General features: G+C 63.8%; 16 protein-coding genes. 10 read left to right on the top strand and 6 right to left on the bottom strand.

What is annotated here, in order from left to right; all coding sequences use genetic code 11:
* The first annotated feature begins 11 nt into the window (after positions 1 to 11).
* The gene (locus EB235_RS25125) at positions 12 to 479 is read left to right on the top strand and encodes an Lrp/AsnC family transcriptional regulator (protein WP_027034701.1); all 468 of its coding nucleotides are present in this window, start codon (positions 12 to 14) and stop codon (positions 477 to 479) included.
* Here the strand turns inward: EB235_RS25125 and EB235_RS25120 are convergent.
* The 4 genes from EB235_RS25120 to aztA all read right to left on the bottom strand — a co-directional run bounded on the left by EB235_RS25120 (position 476) and on the right by aztA (position 3,597).
* The gene (locus tag EB235_RS25120; protein WP_027034702.1) at positions 476 to 814 is read right to left on the bottom strand and encodes a TIGR01244 family sulfur transferase; all 339 of its coding nucleotides are present in this window, start codon (positions 812 to 814) and stop codon (positions 476 to 478) included. The two genes, EB235_RS25125 and EB235_RS25120, sit on opposite strands and share 4 nt — an antisense overlap.
* 120 nt (positions 815 to 934) lie before the next feature.
* Positions 935 to 1,876, bottom strand: a complete 942-nt coding sequence (gene aztC / locus EB235_RS25115; protein WP_027034703.1) for a zinc ABC transporter substrate-binding protein AztC — start codon at positions 1,874 to 1,876, stop codon at positions 935 to 937.
* A 30-nt stretch (positions 1,877 to 1,906) separates the two neighbouring features.
* Positions 1,907 to 2,782, bottom strand: a complete 876-nt coding sequence (gene aztB, locus EB235_RS25110; protein WP_027034704.1) for a zinc ABC transporter permease AztB — start codon at positions 2,780 to 2,782, stop codon at positions 1,907 to 1,909.
* Positions 2,782 to 3,597, bottom strand: coding sequence for a zinc ABC transporter ATP-binding protein AztA (aztA, locus tag EB235_RS25105; protein WP_027034705.1), 816 nt, complete (start codon positions 3,595 to 3,597; stop codon positions 2,782 to 2,784). The genes aztB and aztA overlap by 1 nt, the downstream gene beginning before the upstream one ends.
* Positions 3,598 to 3,820: 223 nt before the next feature.
* On the opposite strand from aztA, the gene EB235_RS25100 reads away from it, so the two are divergent.
* Positions 3,821 to 4,165: a RidA family protein gene (locus EB235_RS25100; protein ID WP_027034706.1), complete on the top strand. Its 345-nt coding sequence runs from the start codon at positions 3,821 to 3,823 to the stop codon at positions 4,163 to 4,165.
* A 159-nt stretch (positions 4,166 to 4,324) separates the two neighbouring features.
* Here EB235_RS25100 and hutC read toward each other — a convergent pair whose 3' ends face one another.
* Both hutC and EB235_RS25090 read right to left on the bottom strand, forming a co-directional pair.
* Positions 4,325 to 5,065 (bottom strand): histidine utilization repressor, encoded by a 741-nt coding sequence (hutC, locus tag EB235_RS25095; RefSeq protein ID WP_027034707.1) that lies wholly within the window; start codon positions 5,063 to 5,065, stop codon positions 4,325 to 4,327.
* Positions 5,062 to 6,414: a formimidoylglutamate deiminase gene (locus tag EB235_RS25090; RefSeq protein ID WP_027034708.1), complete on the bottom strand. Its 1,353-nt coding sequence runs from the start codon at positions 6,412 to 6,414 to the stop codon at positions 5,062 to 5,064. The genes hutC and EB235_RS25090 overlap by 4 nt, the downstream gene beginning before the upstream one ends.
* 97 nt (positions 6,415 to 6,511) lie before the next feature.
* Here EB235_RS25090 and hutI point away from each other — a divergent pair, with 97 nt between their 5' ends.
* The 8 genes from hutI (at position 6,512) to EB235_RS25050 (ending at position 23,778) form a co-directional block, all read left to right on the top strand.
* A complete protein-coding gene (gene hutI, locus EB235_RS25085) occupies positions 6,512 to 7,741 on the top strand; it encodes an imidazolonepropionase (protein ID WP_167334912.1) in 1,230 nt (409 codons plus the stop codon).
* Positions 7,738 to 9,279: a histidine ammonia-lyase gene (hutH, locus tag EB235_RS25080; RefSeq protein ID WP_027034710.1), complete on the top strand. Its 1,542-nt coding sequence runs from the start codon at positions 7,738 to 7,740 to the stop codon at positions 9,277 to 9,279. Before hutI ends, hutH begins: the two co-directional genes overlap by 4 nt.
* On the top strand, positions 9,279 to 10,097 hold the full coding sequence (gene hutG / locus EB235_RS25075) for an N-formylglutamate deformylase (protein WP_032926143.1): 819 nt from the start codon (positions 9,279 to 9,281) through the stop codon (positions 10,095 to 10,097). Before hutH ends, hutG begins: the two co-directional genes overlap by 1 nt.
* A 23-nt stretch (positions 10,098 to 10,120) precedes the next feature.
* On the top strand, positions 10,121 to 10,495 hold the full coding sequence (locus EB235_RS25070) for a hypothetical protein (RefSeq protein ID WP_032926145.1): 375 nt from the start codon (positions 10,121 to 10,123) through the stop codon (positions 10,493 to 10,495).
* Complete coding sequence (gene hutU, locus EB235_RS25065; protein WP_027034712.1) at positions 10,495 to 12,165, top strand: urocanate hydratase; 1,671 nt, start codon at positions 10,495 to 10,497, stop codon at positions 12,163 to 12,165. The genes EB235_RS25070 and hutU overlap by 1 nt, the downstream gene beginning before the upstream one ends.
* Before the next feature lie 12 nt (positions 12,166 to 12,177).
* A complete protein-coding gene (locus EB235_RS25060; RefSeq protein ID WP_027034713.1) occupies positions 12,178 to 12,756 on the top strand; it encodes a HutD/Ves family protein in 579 nt (192 codons plus the stop codon).
* Positions 12,757 to 13,044: 288 nt separating this feature from the next.
* Positions 13,045 to 21,633: a GH36-type glycosyl hydrolase domain-containing protein gene (locus EB235_RS25055; protein WP_027034714.1), complete on the top strand. Its 8,589-nt coding sequence runs from the start codon at positions 13,045 to 13,047 to the stop codon at positions 21,631 to 21,633.
* A 372-nt stretch (positions 21,634 to 22,005) separates the two neighbouring features.
* On the top strand, positions 22,006 to 23,778 hold the full coding sequence (locus EB235_RS25050) for a glucan ABC transporter ATP-binding protein/ permease (RefSeq protein WP_027034715.1): 1,773 nt from the start codon (positions 22,006 to 22,008) through the stop codon (positions 23,776 to 23,778).
* Positions 23,779 to 23,815: the final 37 nt, after the last annotated feature.

Below are 23,815 nucleotides of genomic sequence, written 5' to 3'. Positions count from 1 at the left end.
GAGATAAAATCATGGATGAAACGCGCATTGATCAGTTTGACCGCAAGATTATGGCGCTTCTGCAGGGCGACGCGCGGCTCACCAACAACGATCTCTCGGAGCGGGTGAACCTGTCGCCCTCACAGTGCTCGCGCCGCCGCCAGCGGCTCGAGGAGGATGGCTATATCAAGGGCTATCGTGCCGTGCTCGACCGCGACAAGCTCGGCTTCTCGCTGGTCAACGTGATTTCGGTAACGCTTGCCACCCATAACCGCGACAATGCCAGGCGCTTCGGCGAACTGGTGGCGCGGCTGCCGGAAGTGCAGGAGGCGCACGCGCTGACCGGCGAGATGGATTATATCCTGAAAGTGGTGACGCCCGATCTCAAATCACTGTCGGAATTCGTCAACGGCGTGCTCCTGCCGCACGAATCCGTGCAGCATGTGAAGACGGCGATCGTGCTGGAGACGCTGAAGGAAACCGGCGCGCTGCCGATTTAGCCCTTCGACTGCTGGATCAGCCCATACAGATTGGTGCAGCGGGCGCCGGAACGGCAGTAGGCGAACACCGGGCCTTCCAATTCGTTCAGTGCTTCGGCCTGATCCTCGACATTCTCGGCTGTGATCTGGCCACTGATGACCGGGATGTAGCGGAAGGCGAGGCCCGCGGCCTCTACCGCCGATCCGATGCTTTTGGCCGAAGGCTGGCCAGGCTGCTCATCGTCAGGCCGGTTGCAGATGACGCTCTTGAAGCCGGCTTCCTTGATGGCGGCGACATCTTCGGCCTGGATCTGGCCAGAGACCGAATAGTCCTCACTGATTTCGCGGTATTCCATGGCAGCATCCTCACAATCTGATTTGGCGAGAAGTCTTGCCACTCTCCAGCGGAACCGGCAACACCCGTCAGCTAAAATCCGGCCGGGCTTGTCTTGGGCCGACCGGATAGAATGATACCATCAGCTGCCGAGGATCGCGCCTTTGATCTGACGGGTGTTGTTGTGCATCATGTCGATATAGGTCGAGCCGGGGCCATCGGGCTGCGACAGCGCATCCGAATAGAGCGTGCCGCCCACCTTGATGCCGGTCTCGCTGGCGATCTGTTCGATCAGGCGCGGGTTGGTGATGTTCTCGACGAAGATCGCCGACGCCTTGTCCTGCTTCACTTGGCTAACCAGCCTGGCGACATCGGCGGCCGACGGTTCAGAATCGGTCGAAATGCCTTGCGGGGCAAGGAAGGTCAGGCCGTATTCGTGTTCGAAATAGCCAAACGCATCATGCGAGGTGATGACGACGCGCTTCGCCTCGGGGATCGACTGGATCGCCGCCTTCACTTCGCCTTCCAGTGCATCGAGCTTCTTGGTGTAGGCGGCTGCATTGGTCTGGTAGCCGACGCAGCCATCGGTGTCGGCCGCGCAGAAGGCCTCGGCGATGTTCTTCACATAGATCTTGGCATTGGCGATCGACTGGAAGGCGTGCGGGTCGGTGACCGTTTTGCCGCCGCCGGTGCCGGCACCTTCGGCCGCGTCGGCGTCGGCGAATTCAGGCTTGAAGTCGATCGGCGTCACGCCCTTGGTCAAGGTGATGATCGAGGCCTTGGTGGCGCTGGCGTCGACCAACCGCTGCAGGAAACCCTCAAAGTGCAGTCCGTTGACCAGAACGATATCGGCCTTGGCCATGGCGACCGCGTCGGCCGGGCTCGGCTCATAGACATGGGCATCGCCATCCGGCCCGACGATGGTGGTCAGATCGATGCGGTCGCCACCGACATTCCTGGCGAAATCCGCAATGACCGTGAAACTGGCGACCACTTTCAACGGCGCGGCAAAGGCCGAGGACGCACCAAAGGCGGTTAATGTTATAACGCTCATCGCCAGAGCAGCACGGATGGATTTCAGCATGGGTAGGGGCTCCTTTCGAGGGGCGGGGGGTCAGGCCGTTCTGTGACGGTGATGGATGATGCGGGCGCGCAGAATCCCGCGCGTGCCAAGCAGGATCGAGGCGAAATAGACGACGCCGGCCGACAGGATGATAGCCGGGCCAGACGGCAGCGAGGCGTGATAGGACAACAGCAGCCCGGCGATGCAGGAAGCGAAACCGATCAGTACGGCGAGCACGCACATCGGCTCGACGCGTGCGGTCCAGAAGCGGGCTGCTGCTGCCGGCAGCATCATCAAACCGACGGACAGCAAAGTGCCGAGCGCCTGGAAGCCGCCGACGAGGTTGAGCACGACAAGGCCAAGGAAGATGAAATGCACCGGGCTGCCCATCTTGCTGACCGAGCGCAGGAACAGCGGATCGAGGCATTCGGCGACCAGCGCCCGCCAGAAGATGGCGAGGCTGACCAGCGTTATCGCGACAATGCCGCCGATCAGGATCAGTGCCTCGTTGTTGAGCGCCAGCACGGTGCCGAACAGCACATGCATGAGATCGACGCTGGAGCCGCGGATCGACACCATCAGCACGCCGATGGCGAGCGAGATCAGGTAGAAGGCCGCCATCGAGGCATCCTCGCGCTGAATGGTGAAGCGCGAGACAGCCCCAGCGCCAAGCGCCACGATGACGCCGGCAATCAGGCCGCCAATGGTCATCGGCAGGATTTCCAGCCCGTAGAACAGGAAGCCGGCAGCCGCCCCTGGCAGGATGGCATGCGCCATGGCGTCGCCCGACAGGCTCATGCGCCGCAGCATCAGGAAGACGCCGATCGGGCAAGCGCCGAGCGACAGCATCAGCGAGCCGAACAGGGCCCGCTGCATGAAGCCGAAATCGGCAAAGGGTGCGATGAAAAGGCCGTAGACCCAGTCCATCAGGCGGCCCTCGGGCCGGCGCCGTGATGATGGTCATGAGTGTGGCTGTGATCGTGCCCATCAGCATGATCATGAGCGTGCTCATCCGGTTCGCACCAAGGAGCGTTTTCCTCCCAGGCTTCATGGAAGCGGCGCGCGCGCAAAAGGTTCTCCGGCTTCAGCGTTTCCCCGGTTTCGCCCCAGGCGATCGGCTGGCGGGCTAGGAGCAACGTCTCCGGAAAATTCTGGCGCACGAGATCGAGGTCGTGGACGACGACCATGATGGTGCGTTCCTCGCCATGCCAGCGCTTGATCAGGGCGATGAGGTCGCCGACCGTCTTGGCATCGACGGCATTGAACGGCTCGTCGAGCAGGATGAGGTCGGCATCCTGCAACAGCACGCGGGCAAACAGCGTGCGTTGCAGCTGGCCGCCCGACAGCGTGTCGATCGGTCGCTTCTCGAAGCCGCCGAGGCCGACCGCCATCAGCGCCTGGCTGACCGCCGTGCGATCCTCTGATGTGTAGCGGCCAAGCATGCCGCGCTTTGGCCAGAGGCCAAGCGAAACCAGATCGACGACGCGCGCCGGGAAGGAGCGGTCGAGCTCCGATTGCTGCGGAAGATAGGCTGCTCGTACGCCCGGGGCGCGAACAACCTCGCCGGCCATCGGCTTCAGCACGCCGACGATACCCTTCATCAGTGTCGATTTGCCGGAGCCGTTGGCACCGACCACGGCCGTCAGCGAACCCTTGCGGATCGTGCCGTCGAGGTGATGGATCGCTGGGTGGCTGCTGTAGCCCAGCGTCAGGTCACGGAATGTCAGGCAGGTCTGGGTCATGTCGTTCCGTGGGGCAGCGAAATCCGGCCGCGGGCAGGGGTCGATTGGATATGTGATGTTATTACATTAGTCAACAAGCCAATCGGGCGGAATTGCGACCGGCGGCTCAACTTGCCGTGAATCTCGTCTCTCACTGGTCCAAGGAGATTTGGCCCCGGCGGCCTTGCCCGAAGCCCACGCCAACTCTAAACAGGCGCGACCTCTCAAAACGAAGGAAACTCCCATGAGCATTCGTCGCATCGATGTTGGCCCGCGCATGAGCCAGATCGTCATCCACGGCAACACCGTCTATCTGGCCGGCCAGGTCGGCGAGCCCAGCGGCAACGTCGCCTCGCAGACCCGTGATATCCTGGCGACCATCGACGAATTGCTGGCCAAGGCCGGCACCGACAAGACCAAGATCGTTCAGGCGATCATCTGGCTGGCCGATATGGGCACCTTCGCCGAGATGAATTCGGAATGGGATAAGTGGGTGCCGCAGGGCAACACGCCGGCCCGCGCCACAGGCGAAGCCAAGTTGGCTGGTCCGGAATATCTGGTCGAGATTATTATCACGGCGGCGATTTAAGCGGCGGCCTTCTACCTCCCCCTTGTGGGGGTGAGCGGCCGAAAGGCCAGCGAACGCTGGGACCCAGCCCAGCGCCACTGCCCTCCGCTATGGCTCTGGGCGTTCGGCGTTCGAAAAGCCAAATCGTTGGCTTTTCGCCAGTCTTCGGCTGGACACGCCTCACCCCTGCGACGGCGTGAACCTTGCCACCAGCGTGTGGCTTTCCGCCGGATAGACAAACCGTACATGGGTGACCGGATGCTCGGCACTCCATGTCCGCCGCTCGACCACCAAACAGGGCGCGCCGGGATCGATGTCGAGCGCGTCGGCAACGGCCTCATCGGCGGCCATGGCACGGATGCGATGTTCGGCCTCGCTCCACGGCACGCGGCCGATCAGCCAGGGGCCGGCGGCGATTTCCCTGAACTCTTCGTCGTCGGCTTCCGGAACCGCCGAGAGATTGATCAGGCGCTGCTCGAGTGCGAATGGCCGTTCGCCGGCAAAATGCAGGCCCTCGACCCATAGCAATGACCCCGCGGCGGACAGGCCGAGCAGCGCTCTGTCGTCCGCGTTGCTGCGCCGCTTCAGGCGCTCCAGCCGCTCGTAGCGATAGGGTAGGCCAAGCGCTTCGACCTCGATCCTGATGTCGTGAAGTTCCAGCACCGCTGCCTGCGATTGTGGCTGGCGCACGAAGCTGCCAGAGCGGCGGCGGCGTTCGATCAGCCCGGCCTTGGCCAGCTGGGACAGGGCCTTGTTCACCGTCATGCGCGAGCAATTATACTCGGTCGTCAGTTCGTGCTCGAACGGGATGCGATGGCCGGGTGCCCAGGCACCGGAGAGGATCCTCTCGCTGATATCGGACAGGATGCGCTGGTGCAGCGAACCGCCACCCTCCACATCCGCCGTCTCGGCCGTGCTCATGCCGACAGCGCCATCATCACACTGCGAAACCGCTCGCCGATAGCGTCGCGCCTGGCATGCCGGCCGCCGTAGACCTGCTTTTGCCCATGCACCCAGACGCAGTCCACCTTGCTGCCATTGGCGAAGATCCAGGCGTCGAGGATCGCGTCGCCGGTCTTGCCGGCCAGCGAGGGGGTCTTGGCGTCGAGCGAGACGAGATCGGCGGCCGCACCGACGGCAATCCGCGCGGCGCCGGCGCCGAGCGCGACACTGCCGCCGTCGAGTGCCGCATCGAACAGTGCACGCCCGGTCGAGCCACCGGCTACCGCCAGTACATTGCGGGCGCGGTGGGCGAGGCGTTGCGAATATTCGAGCTGGCGCAGTTCGTCAGGCAGGCCGATCAGCACGTTGGAATCGGAGCCGACGCCGAAGCGGCCGCCATGCTCGCCGAACAACGGCGCGGCAAACGTGCCGTCGCCGAGATTGGCCTCGGTGATCGGACAAAGGCCGGCAATGGCGCCGCTCCTGGCCATGCCGATGGTTTCCGCATCGGTCATATGGGTCGCGTGGATCAGGCACCAGCGCTGGTCGAGCTCGGCGTTGGCCAGCAGGAATTCGACCGGACGCGCGCCGGACCAGGCGAGGCAGTCCTCGACTTCCTTCACCTGTTCGGCGACGTGGATGTGAACTGGGCCGTGTGGCGCCAAAGCAGCGACCTGGGTCAGTTCCTCCGGCGTCACTGCGCGCAAACTGTGCGGCGCGACACCGACGACGGCTTGATTCAACGCACGAACCGATTCGCGGCTCTTCTCAACAAGCCGGGAGAACCGATTCACATCGTTGATGAATCGACGTTGGCCTTCGTTTGGCGCGGCGCCGCCGAAGGAGGAATGTGCGTAAAACACCGGCAGCAGTGTCAGGCCGATGCCGGTTTCGCCGGCCGCCGCCGCGATGCGCTCGGCCATCTCGGCAGGGTTGGCGTAGGGTTTCCCGTCACGGTCGTGATGCAGATAGTGGAATTCGCCGACGCGTGAGAAGCCGGCTTCCAGCATCTCGACATAGAGCTGTGCGGCCACCGCCTCGACCTGGTCGGGCGTCATCGACAGCGCGAAACGATACATCACTTCGCGCCAGCTCCAGAAACTGTCGGCGGAAGGGCCGCGAAGTTCGGCAAGCCCGGCCATGCCGCGCTGGAAGGCGTGGCTGTGCAGATTGGGCATGCCGGGGAGCAGTATCGTATGGCGTTCATCATCGGCCTGCGGAGCTGCGCCCGCTTCGACGGTGGCGATGCGGCCTCCGTCGAGCGCGATCCTGACATTGCCTTGCCAGCCTTCGGGCAGCAGCGCCTGTTCCGCAAAGATCGCCGTCATATGCGTCTCCAAATCTGCATGCTTGAGCGACGATACCACTTGCGTCGCGTTTCGATATGTATATACATAATCGTCATCCTTTCAAATGGAAAAGATGATGGTTGGAGCAAACGGAAAGAGCGGCCTTCGCCTGTGGCGCAATGCGCGGCTGGCCACCATGGCCGACGGCGCGGCCGGCCTCGGCGTCGTCGAGAAGGGCGCCGTTGCTGCCCGCGACGGGCTTATCGTCTATGCCGGCGCCGAAGCGGACATGCCGGCTTCGGCAGGGCAGGGCGCCGAGACCGTCGATTGCGAGGGCCGCTGGATCACGCCCGGCCTGATCGACTGCCACACGCATCTTGTCTATGCCGGCAACCGCGCCAACGAATTCGAGATGCGGCTGGCCGGCGCTACCTATGAGGAAGTCGCCAGGGCGGGTGGCGGGATTGTGTCCTCGGTCAAGTCCTTGCGCGCGGCAAACGAGGATGAACTCGTTGCCCAGACACTGCCGCGCCTCGACGCGCTGATGGCCGAGGGTGTCACGACGGTTGAAGTCAAATCGGGCTATGGCCTCGATCTCGACAATGAGAAGAAGTCGCTGCGTGCCGCCCGCCGGCTGGCCAATGAGCGTCCCGTGACCGTTCGCACCACGTGCCTCGCCGCACACGCGCTGCCGCCCGAAGCGAAGGGTGACAAGGACGCTTTTATCGATCTGGTCGCCAAGCAGATTGTTCCGGCGGTTGCCGCCGAAGGACTGGCGGATGCGGTCGACGGTTTTTGTGAAGGCATAGCGTTCTCGCCGGAGCAGATGGCGCGCGTTTTCGATGCCGCCAGGGCCTTGGGCCTGCCGGTCAAGCTTCACGCCGACCAGCTGTCCAACCTGCACGGGGCCGCGCTTGCCGCCAGCTATGGCGCGCTGTCCGCCGACCATCTCGAATATACGGACGAGGCGGGCGCTGCCGCCATGGCAAAGGCCGGCACGGTGGCGACCATCCTGCCCGGCGCCTACTACTTCATTCGCGAAACCAAGAAGCCGCCTGTCGACTTGTTCCGCCGCCATGGTGTGAAGATGGCGGTGGCGACGGACAGCAATCCCGGCACTTCGCCGCTCACCTCGCTGTTGCTCACCATGAATATGGCCGCGACGCTCTTTGGCTTGACCGTCGATGAATGCCTCGCCGGCGTCACCCGCGAGGCCGCGCGTGCGCTTGGCCTTCTCGACAAGGCCGGCACACTGGAAGCCGGCAAATCCGCCGACTTGGCGATCTGGGACATCGAGCGTCCCGCCGAACTCGTTTACCGCATGGGCTTCAACCCGCTCCATGCCCGCATCTGGAGAGGACAATGACCGAACTGACCCTGAAGCCCGGCAATGCGACGCTGGCCGACTGGCGCGCCATCTATCGTGGCGCCGTGCCGAAACTCGATGATGCCTGCCGTCCAAAAATCAAGGCGAGCGCCGAGGCTGTCGCCAGGATCGTCGCCAAGGGCGAGCCGGTCTACGGCATCAACACCGGTTTCGGCAAACTCGCCAGCGTGCGCATCCCGGCCGAGGATCTCGAGACCTTGCAGCGCAACATCGTGCTGTCGCATGCCGCCGGCGTCGGCGAGCCGATGCCGGTTGCCATCGCCCGCCTGATGATGGCGCTGAAACTTGCCAGCCTGGCGCAGGGCGCCTCCGGTGTGCGCTCGCAAACCATCGAATTGCTGGAAGCGATGCTCGCCAACGACGTCATCCCCGTGGTGCCGGCGCAGGGCTCCGTTGGCGCTTCCGGCGACCTTGCCCCGCTGTCGCACATGACGGCGGTGATGATTGGCGTCGGCGAGTGCTTTACGCCACATGGCCGCTTCCCGGCCAAGGTCGCGTTCGTTTCGCATGGCCTCGAGCCGGTGACATTGGGTGCCAAGGAAGGCCTGGCGCTGCTCAACGGAACGCAGTTCTCGACCGCCTATGCACTGGCCGCTTTGTTCGAGGCCGAAGTGCTTTACCAATCGGCTCTGGTTGCCGGCGCGCTGTCGACCGACGCTGCAAAGGGCTCCGACGCGCCGTTCGATCCGCGCATTCATGTGTTGAGAAAGCATCGCGGCCAGATCGAGACTGCGGACGCGCTGCGCAATCTGATGGCCGGTAGCGCTATCCGCGAGTCGCACCGCGTCGGCGACGAGCGCGTGCAGGACCCGTACTGCCTGCGCTGCCAGCCGCAGGTGATGGGCGCGGCGCTCACCTTGCTGCGCCAGGCGGCCGATACTCTCGGCACCGAGGCCAATGGCGTCACCGACAACCCGCTGATCTTCGCCGAGGACGACACGGCACTGTCCGGCGGCAATTTCCACGCCGAGCCGGTGGCCTTCGCCGCCGACATGATCGCGCTCGCGGTCTGCGAGATCGGTTCGTTGTCGGAGCGCCGCATCGCCATGCTGGTCGACCCGGCGCTGTCGGGCATGCCGGCCTTCCTGACGCCGAAGCCCGGGCTGAATTCCGGCTTCATGATCCCGCAGGTGACGGCGGCCGCCCTTGTTTCGGAAAACAAGCAGAAGGCCTATCCGGCATCAGTCGATTCGATCCCGACCTCTGCCAACCAGGAAGACCATGTCTCGATGGCCGCGCACGGTGCGCGCCGGCTGATCGGCATGGTCGAGAATGCCACGGCTGTGATCGGCATCGAATTGCTGGCTGCGGCGCAGGGCTGTGATTTCCATCAACCGCTGGCATCAAGCAACGCGCTGGAGGCCGTGCGCAAGCTGGTCCGGGCCGAAGTGCCGCATCTCGACAATGACCGGCATTTCCACCCCGATATGGAAAAAGCCATCGCCATGGTGCGCAGTGGCGCGACCATCAAGGCGGCCGGCGCGGTGGCGCTGCCCTCGATTTCGGGAGCGGCGTGATGGCCGCCACACCCTGGCTCACTGTTAGCCAAGGCACAGCACCCCTGCTGGTGTCGATCCCGCACACCGGCATCGACCTTGCCGGTCTCGAAAACCGGCTGGTCTCGCCCTGGCTCGGCCGCCGCGATTGCGACTGGTGGATCGACAATCTCTATGACTTCGCCGGCAGCCTCGGCGCCACCGTCGTCCACACCGCGATCTCGCGCACCGTCATCGACGTCAACCGCGATCCCTCGGGCGCCTCGCTCTATCCCGGCCAGGCGACGACCGGCCTGTGCCCGACCGAGACCTTTGATGGCGATCCGCTCTACCGCGAGGGCGAAGAACCCGGGCCGTCGGAAGTTGACGAACGCCGCGAAAAATTCTTCGTGCCTTACCATGCCGCCTTGCAGGCCGAGATCGGCCGGCTGCGTGGCCTGCATGACAAGATCGTCCTCTACGACTGCCACTCGATCCGTTCGGTTCTGCCGCGCCTGTTCGAAGGCACGCTGCCGGTGTTCAACCTCGGCACCAATGACGGCAAGAGCGCCGATCCGAATCTGCAGGCAATGGTCAGCGAGATCATGGCCGAAACCGGCGAGACCTCTGTCGTCAACGGCCGCTTCAAGGGCGGCTGGATCACACGCCATTTTGGCCAACCGCAACAAGGTGTCCACGCCTTGCAGATGGAGCTCTCCAACCGCGGATACATGCGCGAGCCCGAAGAAAAGGGTGAGCCGGACAATTGGCCGGTACCGTACGACGCCGATTTCGCAGCGCCGATCCGCGCGACGCTGGAGACCATTCTGAAAACCGCGATTGCCTGGGCGCACGGCTGATCAGCACTTTTTGGAGGAACGCAATGGCCGGACATGTCAGGACATTCCTTCTCGCCGCTGGGCTTCTTTCAGCTGCGATTGTTTCCGCAGCCGCCGCCGAGGTGGCGATGAAGGGTCCGGAAATTCTCGCCGATCTCAGGGGTGCCCATGTCCAGGGCGATGGCTGGTCACAGGACTTCGATGACGGTGGCGCGACCAGCTATGCCAAAGGCGACAGCCACCAGATCGGCCGTTGGGACGTGCGCGGTGACCAGTATTGCTCACTGTGGCCGCCCTCCGATGCCTGGGCTTGCTACGACATGACCATCGATTCCTCCAATCCTGACCACGAACAAGTCACCTGGATCAGCGCCGAAGGCTCTCGCAGCACCGCGCATCTCATTCGAAAGGGACAATGATGAACAATCCTCGCCACAACATCCGCGAAGTGCGCGCGCCGCGCGGCGACAAGCTCAATGCCCGCTATTGGACGACCGAAGCGCCGCTGCGCATGCTGATGAACAATCTCGATCCCGAGGTTGCCGAAAACCCCAATGAACTGGTCGTCTACGGCGGCATCGGCCGGGCGGCGCGTACCTGGAACGATTTCGACAGCATCGTCGCCTCGCTGAAGACGCTTGGTGAGGACGAGACACTTTTGGTGCAGTCCGGCAAGCCGGTCGGCGTGTTCCGCACGCACGCCGATGCGCCGCGCGTGCTGATCGCCAACTCCAACCTCGTGCCACATTGGGCGAATTGGGATAAATTCAATGAGCTCGATAAGAAGGGCTTGATGATGTACGGCCAGATGACGGCCGGCTCGTGGATATACATCGGTACGCAAGGCATCGTGCAGGGCACCTACGAAACCTTCGTCGAGGCCGGCCGCCAGCACTATGGCGGCAACCTCAAGGGCAAATGGATCCTGACCGGCGGCCTCGGCGGCATGGGCGGCGCCCAGCCGCTGGCCGCCGTCATGGCCGGCGCCTGCTGCCTGGCCATCGAGTGCAATCCGGACTCGATCGATTTCCGCCTGCGCACCCGCTATGTCGACGAGAAGGCCGAGACGCTGGACGAAGCGATGGAGATGATCGAGCGCTGGACCAAGGCCGGCGAGGCGAAGTCTGTCGGTCTGCTCGGCAACGCAGCCGAGATCGTACCCGAAATGTTCATGCGCGGCATCCGCCCCGACATGGTCACCGACCAGACCTCGGCCCACGACCCCATCAACGGCTACCTGCCGAAGGGCTGGACGATGGCCGAGTGGCGCGAGAAGCGCGTCAGCGATCCCAAGGCGGTCGAAAAGGCAGCTCGCGCTTCGATGCGCGAACATGTCGAGGCGATGGTGGCGTTCTGGAACGCCGGCGTGCCGACGCTGGACTATGGCAACAATATCCGCCAGGTCGCCAAGGATGAAGGTTTCGAGAACGCCTTTGCTTTCCCCGGTTTCGTGCCGGCCTATATCCGTCCGCTGTTCTGCCGCGGTATTGGTCCGTTTCGCTGGGCCGCACTCTCGGGCGATCCCGAAGACATCTATAAGACCGACGCCAAGGTGCGCGAACTCACCCCCGGCAACACCCACCTGCACAATTGGCTCGACATGGCGCGCGAGCGCATCGCCTTCCAGGGGCTGCCGGCGCGCATCTGCTGGGTCGGTCTCGGTGACCGCCACCGGCTGGGCCTGGCCTTCAACGAAATGGTCGCCAAAGGCGAACTCAAGGCGCCGGTGGTCATCGGCCGCGATCATCTCGATTCCGGCTCGGTCGCTTCGCCCAATCGCGAAACGGAATCAATGAAGGACGGTTCCGACGCCGTGTCGGACTGGCCGTTGCTCAACGCACTGCTCAACACCGCTTCGGGCGCCACCTGGGTGTCGCTGCACCATGGTGGCGGCGTCGGCATGGGTTTTTCGCAGCATGCCGGCATGGTCATTGTCGCCGATGGCACGCCGGACGCCGCAAGGCGCCTGGAGCGCGTGCTGTGGAACGACCCGGCAACCGGCGTCATGCGCCACGCCGATGCCGGCTATGACATCGCCATTGAATGCGCCAAGGAGCACCAGCTCAACCTGCCCGGCATTTTAGGGTGATAGGCTGACCTCATGCGCATCCTTCGTGCCGCCGACTACCGTGTCATGCCTTGGAAGAACGGCGGCGGCACGACGACCGAAATCGCCGTCTCGCCTGACGGCGCCGGCCTCGACGATTTCGACTGGCGTGTCTCGATGGCTCGCGTCGAGGGCAGCGGGCCGTTCTCCAGCTTTGCCGGCATCGACCGCACGCTGTCGGTGCTGGAAGGCGAGGGGATCGTGCTTGATGTCGCCGGCCAGCCGTCGGCGCGGCTGACGCCGGCTTCGGCGCCTTTTGCCTTTCCAGCCGACCTGCCCACCAGCGCGGCTCTGATCGTCGGCCCGATCACCGACCTCAACGTCATGACCCGCCGAGGTCGCATGCTGCATTCGGTCGAGCGCCTGGCGATTTCACGGCCCGAGGACATCGCGACCGGGGCCGGTTCGACCCTCATCCTTTGTTACAAGGGCGAAGCCGTTTTCCCGGAGGCCGGGTCAATTCGCCTCGGGCCGCTCGATACGCTGCTGCTCGGGCCGGAGGCGCCCGCCTTGCGGGCCGAGCCCGCTCCCGACGCGACGTTGTTCGTGATCCGGATATCCGCTGCGGCCTGACGCCTTCGCGATAACGGTTACCGCTTGTTTCCAAACATGATCGCGCTGCCGGCGAAATATAGCGTAAGCTCTTGCCGGCATCACGAAAAAGCCCGAATCCTCTCCGCCGATCGAACTCGACGGGAAGAGGGGCGCTCGTCTTGGAACTTTTGCCGAGAGATGACGCCCTGTCGTGGTGCGGAAACAAACTTTCGGCAAGTGGGATTATGCAACCAATTGCATTTGAACCGGTTTTAGGGCCATTGCCGTGGCGGTGACGCCGCTATGTGCCCGCTTACGGAATTTTCAATGAATATTCAGACGAACCCAGCCCAGATCGAAAAGACCAGCGCGAGCTTCCCGGCCATCACGGAAGAGCCGATAAGGTCGACATTCCTGCCAGAGGAACGCCTCCGGCTGCTCGGCGAGAGCCTGGCAAAAGGCGATCTCACCGACCTTTTCGGCCTGACTCCGTTCGATTTCCAGGCTCGTATCCGCGACAGCGCCAAGAAGATCCTCGAAGTCTACCGTTCGACCAACGCCGCGCAGGCCAAGGGTGAAACGATCACTCCGGCCGCGCAATGGCTGCTCGACAACAATTATCTGGTCGAGGAGACCATCTTCCAGGTCAAGCGCGACCTGCCGCGCCGCTTCTATCGCCAGCTGCCGACGCTGAAACTGCCCGGTGGCGGCACCGTGCCGCGCGCACTGGCGTTGGCCTGGACCTATGTGGCGCATTCCGACAGTTCCGTCTCCGCGACCATGTTCAAGTCCATCGTCCAGGGTTTTCAGTCTGTCGAGCCGCTGAAGATCGGTGAACTCTGGGCGCTGCCATCGCTTCTACGCTTCGTTCTGATCGAAAATCTCCGCCGGCTGGCCGTCAGGGTCAACCGCACCCGCCAGATGCGCCAGATCGCCAACGACGTGGCCGACAAGGTGCTGGCGACCGACGACAGCGCCGACCGGCAAGTGATCCTGGCCAATTTCGGCGCCCATGCCCAGGACACCACCTTCGCCACCCAACTGCTCTATCGTTTGCGCGATGGGTCGCAGAATGCCGGCAAGGCCCTGGAATGGCTGGAAGGCGAGCTCGAGAAGACCGGATCCGATGCCGAGGAGATCATCATCTCCGAGCATCACACGCTGTCCAGCGGCAATGTGACGACCGGCAACATCATCCGCGGCCTGCGCGTCATCAACGATGTCGACTGGACGGTGTGGTTCGAAGGCGTCAGCCGCATCGACACCGTGCTGCGCGAGCGCACCGATTTCGCCGCCCTCGACTTCTTCTCGCGTGACCAGTACCGCACCGCGATCGAGGAACTGGCGCGCCGCTCGAACCTGTCGGAATACCGTGTCGCCGAAAAGGCCAGTGAATTGGCCGGTCATGCTACCGGTGAGGCAGGGGCGGCCAGCACTGAAGAGGGGATTGCGCCAACCGCGTCCGCTCACACCGATGTCGGTTTCTATCTTGTAGGCTCGCGTCGTCTGGAGCTGGAAAAGGCGATCGGCTATCGGCCCACCATCAGCCAGACGGTCAAGCGGGCCTTCGCCAAGACCGGATGGCTTGGCATCGTCCTGCCGGTCTTTGCGCTGACGGCCCTGCTTCTCGTTCTCACCGGCAACGCCTTGGCCAATCTCGGGCTGTCGGTAACCTCGATCGTCCTGATGCTGGTGCTGTTTGCGGTGCCGGCAAGCGAGGGCGCGCTCGCCTTCTTCAACACCGTGGTCTCGCTGTTCCTCAAGCCGACGCGCTTGGTCGGCTATGACTATCGGCACGGCGTGCCTCCCGAGGCGCGCACGCTGGTGGTTGTGCCGTCGCTGATCGGCTCGCGTGACGATGTCGAGGAAAACATCCGCAATCTCGAAGTGCATTACCTTGCCAATCTGGTAGACGAGATCCATTTCGCGCTGCTGTCGGATTGGCCCGACAGCAAGATCGAGATCGATGCGGCCGACACCGAAATCCTTGGATATGCCCGTGCCGAGATCGCCCGTCTCAATGCCCGCTATCCCTCGGAAGGCGCGCCGCGATTCTACATCCTGCACCGTCGCCGGCTGTTCAATGCCGCTCAGGGGTCCTGGATGGGCTGGGAGCGCAAGCGCGGCAAGCTGCATGAGCTCGACCTTTTGCTGCGCGGCGACAGTGACACCACCTTCCTGCCGCTCGATGTGCCGCTGCCGGAAAAGGTCGTCTATGTGATGACGCTCGACGCCGATACGCGCACCACCCGCGATGCCGTGGCGAGCCTCGTCGGCAAGCTCAGCCATCCGCTTAACCGCCCGCATTTCGACGCCACCAAACGTGTCGTCACCGCCGGCTACACGATCCTGCAGCCACGCATCACCGCTTCGCTTACCAGCGGCGACGAGGCCTCGTTCTTCCAACGTGTGTTCTCGGCCAATCGCGGCCTTGATCCCTATGTCTTCGCCGTGTCGGACCTCTATCAGGACGTGTTCAGCGACGGCTCCTTCACCGGCAAGGGGCTCTATCATGTCGACGCATTCGAAGCCGCCCTGCAAGGTCGGATCGAGGAAAACACCATCCTCAGCCACGATCTGCTCGAAGGCGCGCTGGCGCGCGCAGCGCTGGTCACCGACGTCGAACTGGTCGAGGACTATCCGACCCGCTACTCGGTCGACGCCTCGCGTCACCACCGCTGGGCACGCGGCGACTGGCAGCTTCTGGGCTATATCCTCGATCCGCGCTCCGGCGTTCCGGCCCTGTCACGCTGGAAGATGGTCGACAATCTGCGCCGCTCGCTGACACCGATCTTCTGGGTGATGGCCGCGATCGCCGGTTGGACCTTGCTGCCGTTCACGCAGGCCGCGCAATGGCAGGCCCTGCTGATCCTCAGCCTGTTCATGGCGCCGACCTTCGACATCGTCAACGCCATCCTGCCCAAGAGCGGCGACCAGACGCCGCGTGGTCATTTCTCTGCGCTGGCGCGCGATGTCGCCTTCGGCACCGCTATGGTGGCGCTGAAGATCGTGCTGATGGCACACAACGCCTGGATGATGGGCGATGCCATCGTGCGGACGCTCTACCGGCTGTTCGTCAGCCGACAGAACCTCCTGGAGTGGCGAACCGCCTCGCAAGCGCACAAGGCCGGCGATAACGATGTCGGCTCCTATTACGGCATGATGTACGGCGCCGTAATCATCGGCTTCGTCGGCCTCGCCATTCCGGTGCTGGCCGATTCCACCGGCGCCTTCGTCGCCTTCTTCTTCGCCCTGTTCTGGATCGGCTCGCCGGCGATCGCCAGCTGGATCAGCCGCTCGGCTGAAACCGAGGACCGGCTGCGCATATCGCAGGCCGATATCCATACATTGCGTACCGTGGCGCGGCGTACCTGGCATTATTTCGAAAGCTTCGTCACGGCAGAGCATCACAATCTGCCGCCGGACAATTTCCAGGAAAGCCCGGCACCGGTCGTGGCACCGCGCACCTCGCCCACCAACGTCGGTGTCTACCTGCTGTCGGTCGTCTCGGCGCGCGATTTCGGCTGGATCAGCCTGTCCGATGCCATCACCCGCATCGACGCCACCATGACGACCATCGAGAGCATGCCGCGCCACCGCGGCCATCTCTTCAACTGGTATGACACCACGACGCTGAAGCCGCTTTACCCGCTCTATATTTCGGCCGTCGACAGCGGCAATCTCGCCGGGCACCTTGTGGCGGTGGCGGCTGCCTGTGCCGAGTGGGCGGAAGCGCCTTCCGTGCACCTCCAGGGCGACTTCGAAGGCATTCTCGACACGGTGACCATCCTCAGCGAAAGCCTGGATGAGCTGCCGGATGATCGCCGCCAGTTGCGGCCCTTGCGCCAGCGTCTTGTTGATCGCCTGGATGGCATGCGGCGCGCCGTCGAAACGATCAAGGCGCAGCCTGAGATGGCCTCGATCCGCACCATCAACCTCGCCGTGCTGGCGGGCGAGATCCGCAAGCTGGCCACCGCCATCCACACCGAGGCCGCCTCTGCACAGAGCGACGTCATCGTCGACTGGGCGGCAAGGCTCGAAGCCACGTGCGAGGCGCATGTCCACGACGCCCACAGCGACGATAATGCCGTCGAGGCGCTGCGCGCCAAGCTCCTGACCTTGCGCGAGCGCACCCGCCGCTTCGCCTTCGAGATGGAGTTCTCCTTCCTGATGCGGCCGGAGCGTAAGCTGCTGTCGATCGGTTACCGGGTCGAGGAGCACCAGCTCGACGAAAGCTGCTACGACCTTCTCGCCTCCGAGGCGCGGCTGACCAGCCTGTTCGCCATCGCCAAGGGCGACCTGCCGACCGAGCACTGGTTCCGGCTCGGCCGCCCGATCGTCGAGATCGGCTTCCAGGGTGCGCTGATGTCCTGGTCGGGCTCGATGTTCGAGTATTTGATGCCCCCGCTGGTGATGAAAGAGGCGCAGGGCTCCATCCTCAACCAGACCAGCAAGCTGATCATCAAGCGCCAGATCCAGTACGGCCGCCAGAAGAACGTGCCGTGGGGCATTTCGGAAGCGGCCTACAACGCCCGCGACCGGGAACTGACCTATCAGTACACCAATTTCGGCGTGCCCGGGCTTGGGCTGAAGCGCGGCCTTGGCCAGAACACGGTGATCGCGCCTTACGCCACCATCCTGGCCGCGCAGTTCAACCCGCGTGAAGCCGTGCAGAATCTGGCCCGTCTGCGCGAGATTGGTGCGCTTGGCCCGCATGGCTATTACGATGCGGTCGATTTCACGCCGCAGCGCGTGCCCGAAGGCACCAACCACGCGGTCGTGCTGAATTACTATGCGCACCATTCGGGCATGTCGATCGCGGCGGTCGCCGACGCGATCTTCGAGGGTCGCCTGCGCGACCGTTTCCACAGCGATCCGGTCATTGAATCGGCTGAACTGCTGCTGCAGGAAAGGGCGCCGCGCGACATCCCGACCGCGACCGTCCGGACCGAAGCGGACGAGCGCGCCAAGGACGAGACCGAAACCGAGAGCCCCGACACCCGCATCGTGCTTGATCCCCTGCGGGCGTTACGTTCAACCAACGTGATGTCGAACGGCCGTTATTCGGTGATGGTGACCGCGACCGGCTCCGGCTACAGCCGCTGGGGCGATCTGTCGGTCACCCGCTGGCAGCCGGATCCCACCGAGGACCGTCTGGGCTCCTACATATTCCTGCGTGACGTCAGCACGGGAGACTGGTGGTCGGCAACGGCGGAGCCGAAGCGCGCGGCCGAGGAAAAGGTGCAGACCCTGTTCTCCGATGACAAGGCGAGCTTCGTCAAATCGGTCGGCACGTTGCGCTCCGAGGTCGAATGCATCGTCGTTTCCGAAGGCAATGGCGAAGGCCGTCGCATCACGCTCTACAATGAAAGCACATCCGATCGTCACATCGAGGTGACGTCCTTTGCCGAACTGGTGCTGGGTACGGAGGCTTCCGACAACGCCCATCCGGCCTTCTCGAAGATGTTCGTGGAGACCGAAATCGCCGCCAACAACGGCGCGATCTTCGCCACGCGCCGCAAGCGCGATACCAGCGAGCCTGATATCACCTTGGCGCATTTCGTCACCGATCCGTCCGGACCGGCGCGCGATGCCGAGGCCGAGACCGACAAGCGCGCCTTCATCGGCCGTGGCCGCTCCATCGCCGATGCCGCTGCTTTTGATCCGGGCGCCCGGCTCGGCGGTCATTCCGGCTTCACGCTCGATCCCATCGCCTCGCTGCGCCGCCAGGTGCGCGTGCCTGCCAACAAGAAGATATCGCTGACCTTCTGGACCGTGGTCGGGGCCAACCGCACCGAGCTCGAAGATGCCATCAGCCGGCTCGACCACCAGGAGAGCTTTGCCCGCCAGGCCATGCTTGCCTGGACGCGCAGCCAGGTGCAGACCCGCCATATGGGCCTCAGCCTGACCGATGCCGCCAATGTGCAGAAACTGGCGCGCTATCTGATCTACCCCGACGCCTTCCTGCGTTTGCCGGCCGAATCCATCGCCTCGGGCCTGGGCAAGCAGTCGAGCTTGTGGCCGACCAGCATTTCGGGTGATTTCCCGATCTTCCTGGTCAGGATCGGCGACGTCGCCGATCTGGAGATCGTTGCCCAGGCGCTGCGCTTCCAGGAATATATGCGCACCCGCGGCATGATGATCGACTTCGTCGTCGTCAATGAGCAGGCCTCGTCCTACGTCCAGGACCTGCAGCGTGCGGTCGAGACGCTCTGCGAAAACAGCCGTCTGCGCGGCAAGGAACTAGGCCCTCGCCAGCATATTTTCGCGGTGCGCCGCGACCTGATGGAGGAGACCACCTACAAGACGCTGCTCGCGGTCGCGCGGGTGGTGCTGCATACGCGCAACGGCACCATCTTCGATCAGATCGAGCGGGCCGAGGCCGCCGCCCTGCAGGCGCGCGACGCGCTTGTGCCGGCCGGATTGCCGACGCTGCGTGAAATTTCGGCGCCGGCACCAATGACGCATGCATTTGCTTCGCAGGCCGTGGCGAATGTCAGCGCCGATGGCTCTGGTCTCAGCCAATGGAACGGCTTTGGCGGTTTCGACGGCGACGGGCGCCACTATGTGGTGCGTCTGGCCGGCCGGCGCACCACGCCGCAGCCCTGGATCAATGTCGTCTCCAACGCCTCGTTCGGCTTCCACACCTCGGCCGAAGGGGCTGCCTTCACCTGGAGCCGCAACAGCCGCGACTACCAGTTGACGCCGTGGTCGAACGATCCGGTCTCGAACCGGCCGGGCGAGGGGCTCTATATCTACGATCAGGCCAGCGGCAAGGCGTTCTCGCCCATCGCGGCGGTGGTGCGCGATCCCTCGATGACCTACGAAGCCTGGCATGGTCAGGGCTTCTCGACCTTCCGCGCCAAGCGTGGGCCGCTGTCGATGGACCTCACCCATGTCGTCGACCCGATCGATCCGGTGAAGATTTCAAGGCTGCGCATCCAGAATTCCGGCTCGGTGCCGGCGCGGCTGCGCGTCTATGCCTATGCCGAATGGGTGCTTGGTGGGCATCGGTCGCGCACGGCGGCCACCATCGTCCCGTCCCGGGATACCGCCACCGGCGCATTGCTGGCGCAAAACCCCTACGGGCTCGATTTCAGCGAGCGCGTGGCTTTCCTCGCCGCCGATGGGAACGTCCATTCGGTGACATCGGACCGCTCCGAATTCCTCGGCCGGCATGGCTCCAGCGAGCTGCCGCAGGCGGTGCTGAGTGGGGCGGCCCTCTCGGGTCGCATCGAAGCCGGCGATGACCCTTGCGCGGCGATCGCCCGCGACATCGAAATCCCGGCCGGCGGCGACGTCACCTTGCTCTGGCTGCTCGGCGACGCCGATTCCGCCGCGCAGGCAAGCGCGCTGGTGAAGGCGCACAGGGGCAAGGATTTCGACCAGCGCCTGGCCGACAATGAGCGCGAGTGGCGCGGTTTCCTCGACACCATCCAGGTCGAGACGCCTGACAAGGGGCTCGACGCCATGGTCAATCACTGGCTGCCCTATCAGAGCCTTGCCTGCCGCATCCGCGCCCGCTCGGCCTTCTACCAGGCCAGTGGTGCGTACGGCTTCCGCGACCAGCTGCAGGACACGCTGGCGCTGCTGGCGCATGACTCGACACTGGCGCGCGACCAGATCCTCAATGCCGCGCGGCGGCAGTTCCCGGAAGGCGACGTGCAGCATTGGTGGCTGCCGCGCACGGGAGCCGGCGTGCGCACCACGATTTCAGACGACGTGGTCTGGCTGGCCCACGCCACGGCGCGCTATCTCCAGGCGACCGGCGACGCCGCTATCTTGAAGGAGCAACTGCCCTTCATCGACGGGCAGGCTTTGGGCGAGGGCGAGCACGATGCCTTCTTCACCCCCGAAATCTCGAAGAAGACGGTGTCGCTCTACGAACATTGCGCGCGCGCGCTCGACCTTGCCATCAAGCGCAGCAGCCCTGCCGGCCTGCCGCTGATCCTTGGCGGCGACTGGAACGACGGCATGAACCGTGTCGGCGAGCACGGCAAGGGCGAGAGCGTGTGGCTGGGCTGGTTCCTGCTGAAGACGCTGGGCGACTTCGCCGCCGTCGCCAGGAGCGAGGGCGACACCAAGCACGCGCAGGCCTGGGCAAAGCATGCCGAGGCGCTCAAGCGGGCGCTTGAGAGCACGGCATGGGACGGCGAATGGTACCGGCGCGGCAGTTTCGACGACGGCACGCCTTTGGGGTCACGGACATCCGAAGAGTGCAAGATCGATTCCATTGCCCAGTCCTGGAGCGTGCTGTCGGGCGAGGGCGACCCGGCGCGATCGACGACGGCCATGCAGCATGCGACCAGCCTGCTCGTCGACGACAAGCTCAAGATCGTCAAGCTGTTCACGCCACCGTTCTCAAAAACCGACAAGGACCCCGGCTACATCAAGAGCTATCCGCCGGGCGTGCGCGAGAATGGCGGCCAGTACACCCACGCGTCGACATGGTTCGTCTTAGCGCTGGCCGAAATGGGGCTGACCGACGAAGCCTATCGCTGCTTCTCGATGCTGAACCCGGTCAACCACGCATCCGACGAGGCCTCGGCCGAGCACTATCGAGTCGAACCCTATGTGGTCGCGGCCGATATCTATGCCGGAGACGACAAGGGCGGGCGCGGCGGCTGGACCTGGTACACCGGCTCGGCGGGCTGGCTCTACCGGGCGGCGGTCGAGGGTATCCTCGGCATCGAACGGCGCGGGAAGCAGATCACATTCCGGCCCAAACTACCCAGCCACTGGGATGGCTACGAAGCCTCGCTCAAGATGCTTGGCGCGGAGATCAAGGTTCACGTCATTCGCGACAAAAAGACCAAGACGATCTCGCTTGAAGTCGATGGTGCGAAAACAAAGTCGGCGTCCTTCGAGCCAAAAGCTGGTACCCAGACCGAGATCGTGGTCAAGATACCGGCGTAAAATCAACACATTAGGTTGTAGGTCGCGCGTCCTTCCGGGCGCGCGACACCGCGTCTTGTTTACTTGCGCGGGGTCCGTGGCTGCGTCCGCCAAGCGCCTGCGCAACAGGTCCCGCCGGCCTGTTGTGATTAAAAATGTGGCAGTGCTCGGCTGCTGCCATGATTTTGCCGCAACGCTGGCATTTCACCTTTTATCTCAACCCGTTAGGTGATCACGTCAGATTTCGTATCGTCGTCATGTTTTGTTCGCTAAATGGGAACGGAAGCGATAGACGGGCATTGTTTTGCGACGCATCTACCGTTACGTGTCAAGAAATGGTGCGGTGCACAATACTGGTATTGGGCACAATAGAGAGTTGGCGGAGTAGCTGAAGTGTCACTTCTGCAGATCTATTGGAGAGCGCTTGGCTATCTGGCGTCCGACAAGAAGCGCGTCGCGCTGATTTGCGGCGCCAATGTCGCGCTGGCTGCGATTGCGATCATTGAGTCGATCCTGTTCGGTCGGGTGATCGACGCCATCTCCAGCCACGGTCCGGTTTTTTCAATGCTCGCCCTTTGGGCCGCTCTCGGCGCCTTCAGTGTCATTGCCTTTGTGCTGGTGGCGCGCGGCGCCGATCGTTTTGCGCATGCCCGCCGCTCGGAAGTGCTCTGCGAGTCCTTCGAACGCGTGATTACCATGCCGCTCGCCTGGCACCATCAGCGCGGAACGTCCAACGCCTTGCACACGCTTCTGCGCGCGGTCGAGACGCTGTTCAGCCTGTGGCTCGAATTCATGCGCCAGCATTTGTCCACGGCCGTTACACTGGTCCTGTTGATCCCGACGGCTATCAGCATGGACCTCCGAATGTCGATGGTGCTCTTGGTGCTCGGCGTACTCTATGTCGGTATCGGCCGCCTGGTGATGAAGCGCACCAAGGCAGGCCAGGCCGCCGTGGAGCGTCACTACCATAAGGTGTTCGCGCATGTGACCGACTCGGTCAGCAACGTCGCTGTACTTCAGAGCTACAATCGCCTTGGCCACGAGGCCGAGACACTGCGCCGCTATGTCAGGAACCTGCTCGATGCGCAGAACCCCGTGCTCGACTGGTGGGCGATCGCCAATGCGCTGCAGCGCCTGTCCTCGACCATATCGATGATGGTCGTGCTGATCATTGGCGCTTATCTCGTCACCCATGGAGAGTTGCGCGTCGGCGACGTCGTTGCCTTCACCGGATTCGCGACGCTGCTCATTTCGCGCCTCGACCAGTTGTCGGCCTTCGCCAACCAGATTTCGGAGGCCCGCGCCAAGCTCGAGGACTTCTACAAGCTTGAGGACTCTGCGGTCGACGCCGCCGAGCCGGATGGCCTGCGCGATCTTACCAACGTCACCGGCCATGTCCGTTTTGAGGATGTCGGCTTCGAATTCGCCAATTCGGGGCAGGGCGTCAGTGACGTCTCCTTTGAGGTTCAGGCTGGACAGACCGTTGCCATCGTTGGCCCGACGGGCGCCGGCAAGACCACGCTCATCAATCTGCTGCAGCGCGTTTTCTCGCCGTCCAGCGGCCGTATCCTGATCGACGGCATCGATACCCGCACGGTAAGCCGCAAGTCACTGCGCCATTCGATCGCTACGGTGTTCCAGGACGCGGGGCTTCTCAACCGCTCGATCGAGGACAACATCCGTGTCGGCCGCGCCGATGCGAGCAATGACGAGATCCATGCCGCTGCAACCGCGGCTGCCGCGCAGGACTTCATCCTGGCCAAAAGCAATGGCTATGACACGGTGGTCGGCGAACGTGGCGGCCAGTTGTCGGGCGGCGAGCGCCAGCGCATTGCCATTGCCCGCGCCGTGCTGAAGGATGCGCCGATCCTGGTGCTCGACGAGGCGACCAGCGCGCTCGACGTCGAGACCGAGGATCGCGTCAAGGAAGCGATCGACGAACTGCGTCGCGACCGCACCACCTTCATCATCGCCCACCGCCTGACCACCGTTCGCGACGCCGATCTGGTCGTGTTCATGGACAAGGGCAGGGTGGTTGAAATGGGAGGCTTTGCCGAACTGTCGCTGCGCAACGGCCGCTTCGCCAGCCTGCTGCGCGCCGGTGGCCTGCTCAACGACGAGGAAGTCCGCCGCCTCAGCCGTTCCGTACAGGACGCGGCCGCCTGATCATCATTCTTTTTACCTCCCCTTTGTGGGGAGGTCG

Source organism: Mesorhizobium loti R88b (assembly GCF_013170845.1).
Classification (GTDB): domain Bacteria; phylum Pseudomonadota; class Alphaproteobacteria; order Rhizobiales; family Rhizobiaceae; genus Mesorhizobium; species Mesorhizobium loti_B.
Note: the sequence above shows the minus strand (reverse complement) of the source record. Positions and strands in the feature narration are given on the sequence as shown.

Bases quoted from the DNA above. Each gene is read 5' to 3' on its own strand.
- EB235_RS25125 (WP_027034701.1), top strand. From the start codon at position 12: ATGGATGAAACGCGCATTGATCAGTTTGACCGCAAGATTATGGCGCTT.
- EB235_RS25120 (WP_027034702.1), bottom strand. From the start codon at position 814: ATGGAATACCGCGAAATCAGTGAGGACTATTCGGTCTCTGGCCAGATC.
- aztC (WP_027034703.1), bottom strand. From the start codon at position 1,876: ATGCTGAAATCCATCCGTGCTGCTCTGGCGATGAGCGTTATAACATTA.
- aztB (WP_027034704.1), bottom strand. From the start codon at position 2,782: ATGGACTGGGTCTACGGCCTTTTCATCGCACCCTTTGCCGATTTCGGC.
- aztA (WP_027034705.1), bottom strand. From the start codon at position 3,597: ATGACCCAGACCTGCCTGACATTCCGTGACCTGACGCTGGGCTACAGC.
- EB235_RS25100 (WP_027034706.1), top strand. From the start codon at position 3,821: ATGAGCATTCGTCGCATCGATGTTGGCCCGCGCATGAGCCAGATCGTC.
- hutC (WP_027034707.1), bottom strand. From the start codon at position 5,065: ATGAGCACGGCCGAGACGGCGGATGTGGAGGGTGGCGGTTCGCTGCAC.
- EB235_RS25090 (WP_027034708.1), bottom strand. From the start codon at position 6,414: ATGACGGCGATCTTTGCGGAACAGGCGCTGCTGCCCGAAGGCTGGCAA.
- hutI (WP_167334912.1), top strand. From the start codon at position 6,512: ATGGTTGGAGCAAACGGAAAGAGCGGCCTTCGCCTGTGGCGCAATGCG.
- hutH (WP_027034710.1), top strand. From the start codon at position 7,738: ATGACCGAACTGACCCTGAAGCCCGGCAATGCGACGCTGGCCGACTGG.
- hutG (WP_032926143.1), top strand. From the start codon at position 9,279: ATGGCCGCCACACCCTGGCTCACTGTTAGCCAAGGCACAGCACCCCTG.
- EB235_RS25070 (WP_032926145.1), top strand. From the start codon at position 10,121: ATGGCCGGACATGTCAGGACATTCCTTCTCGCCGCTGGGCTTCTTTCA.
- hutU (WP_027034712.1), top strand. From the start codon at position 10,495: ATGAACAATCCTCGCCACAACATCCGCGAAGTGCGCGCGCCGCGCGGC.
- EB235_RS25060 (WP_027034713.1), top strand. From the start codon at position 12,178: ATGCGCATCCTTCGTGCCGCCGACTACCGTGTCATGCCTTGGAAGAAC.
- EB235_RS25055 (WP_027034714.1), top strand. From the start codon at position 13,045: ATGAATATTCAGACGAACCCAGCCCAGATCGAAAAGACCAGCGCGAGC.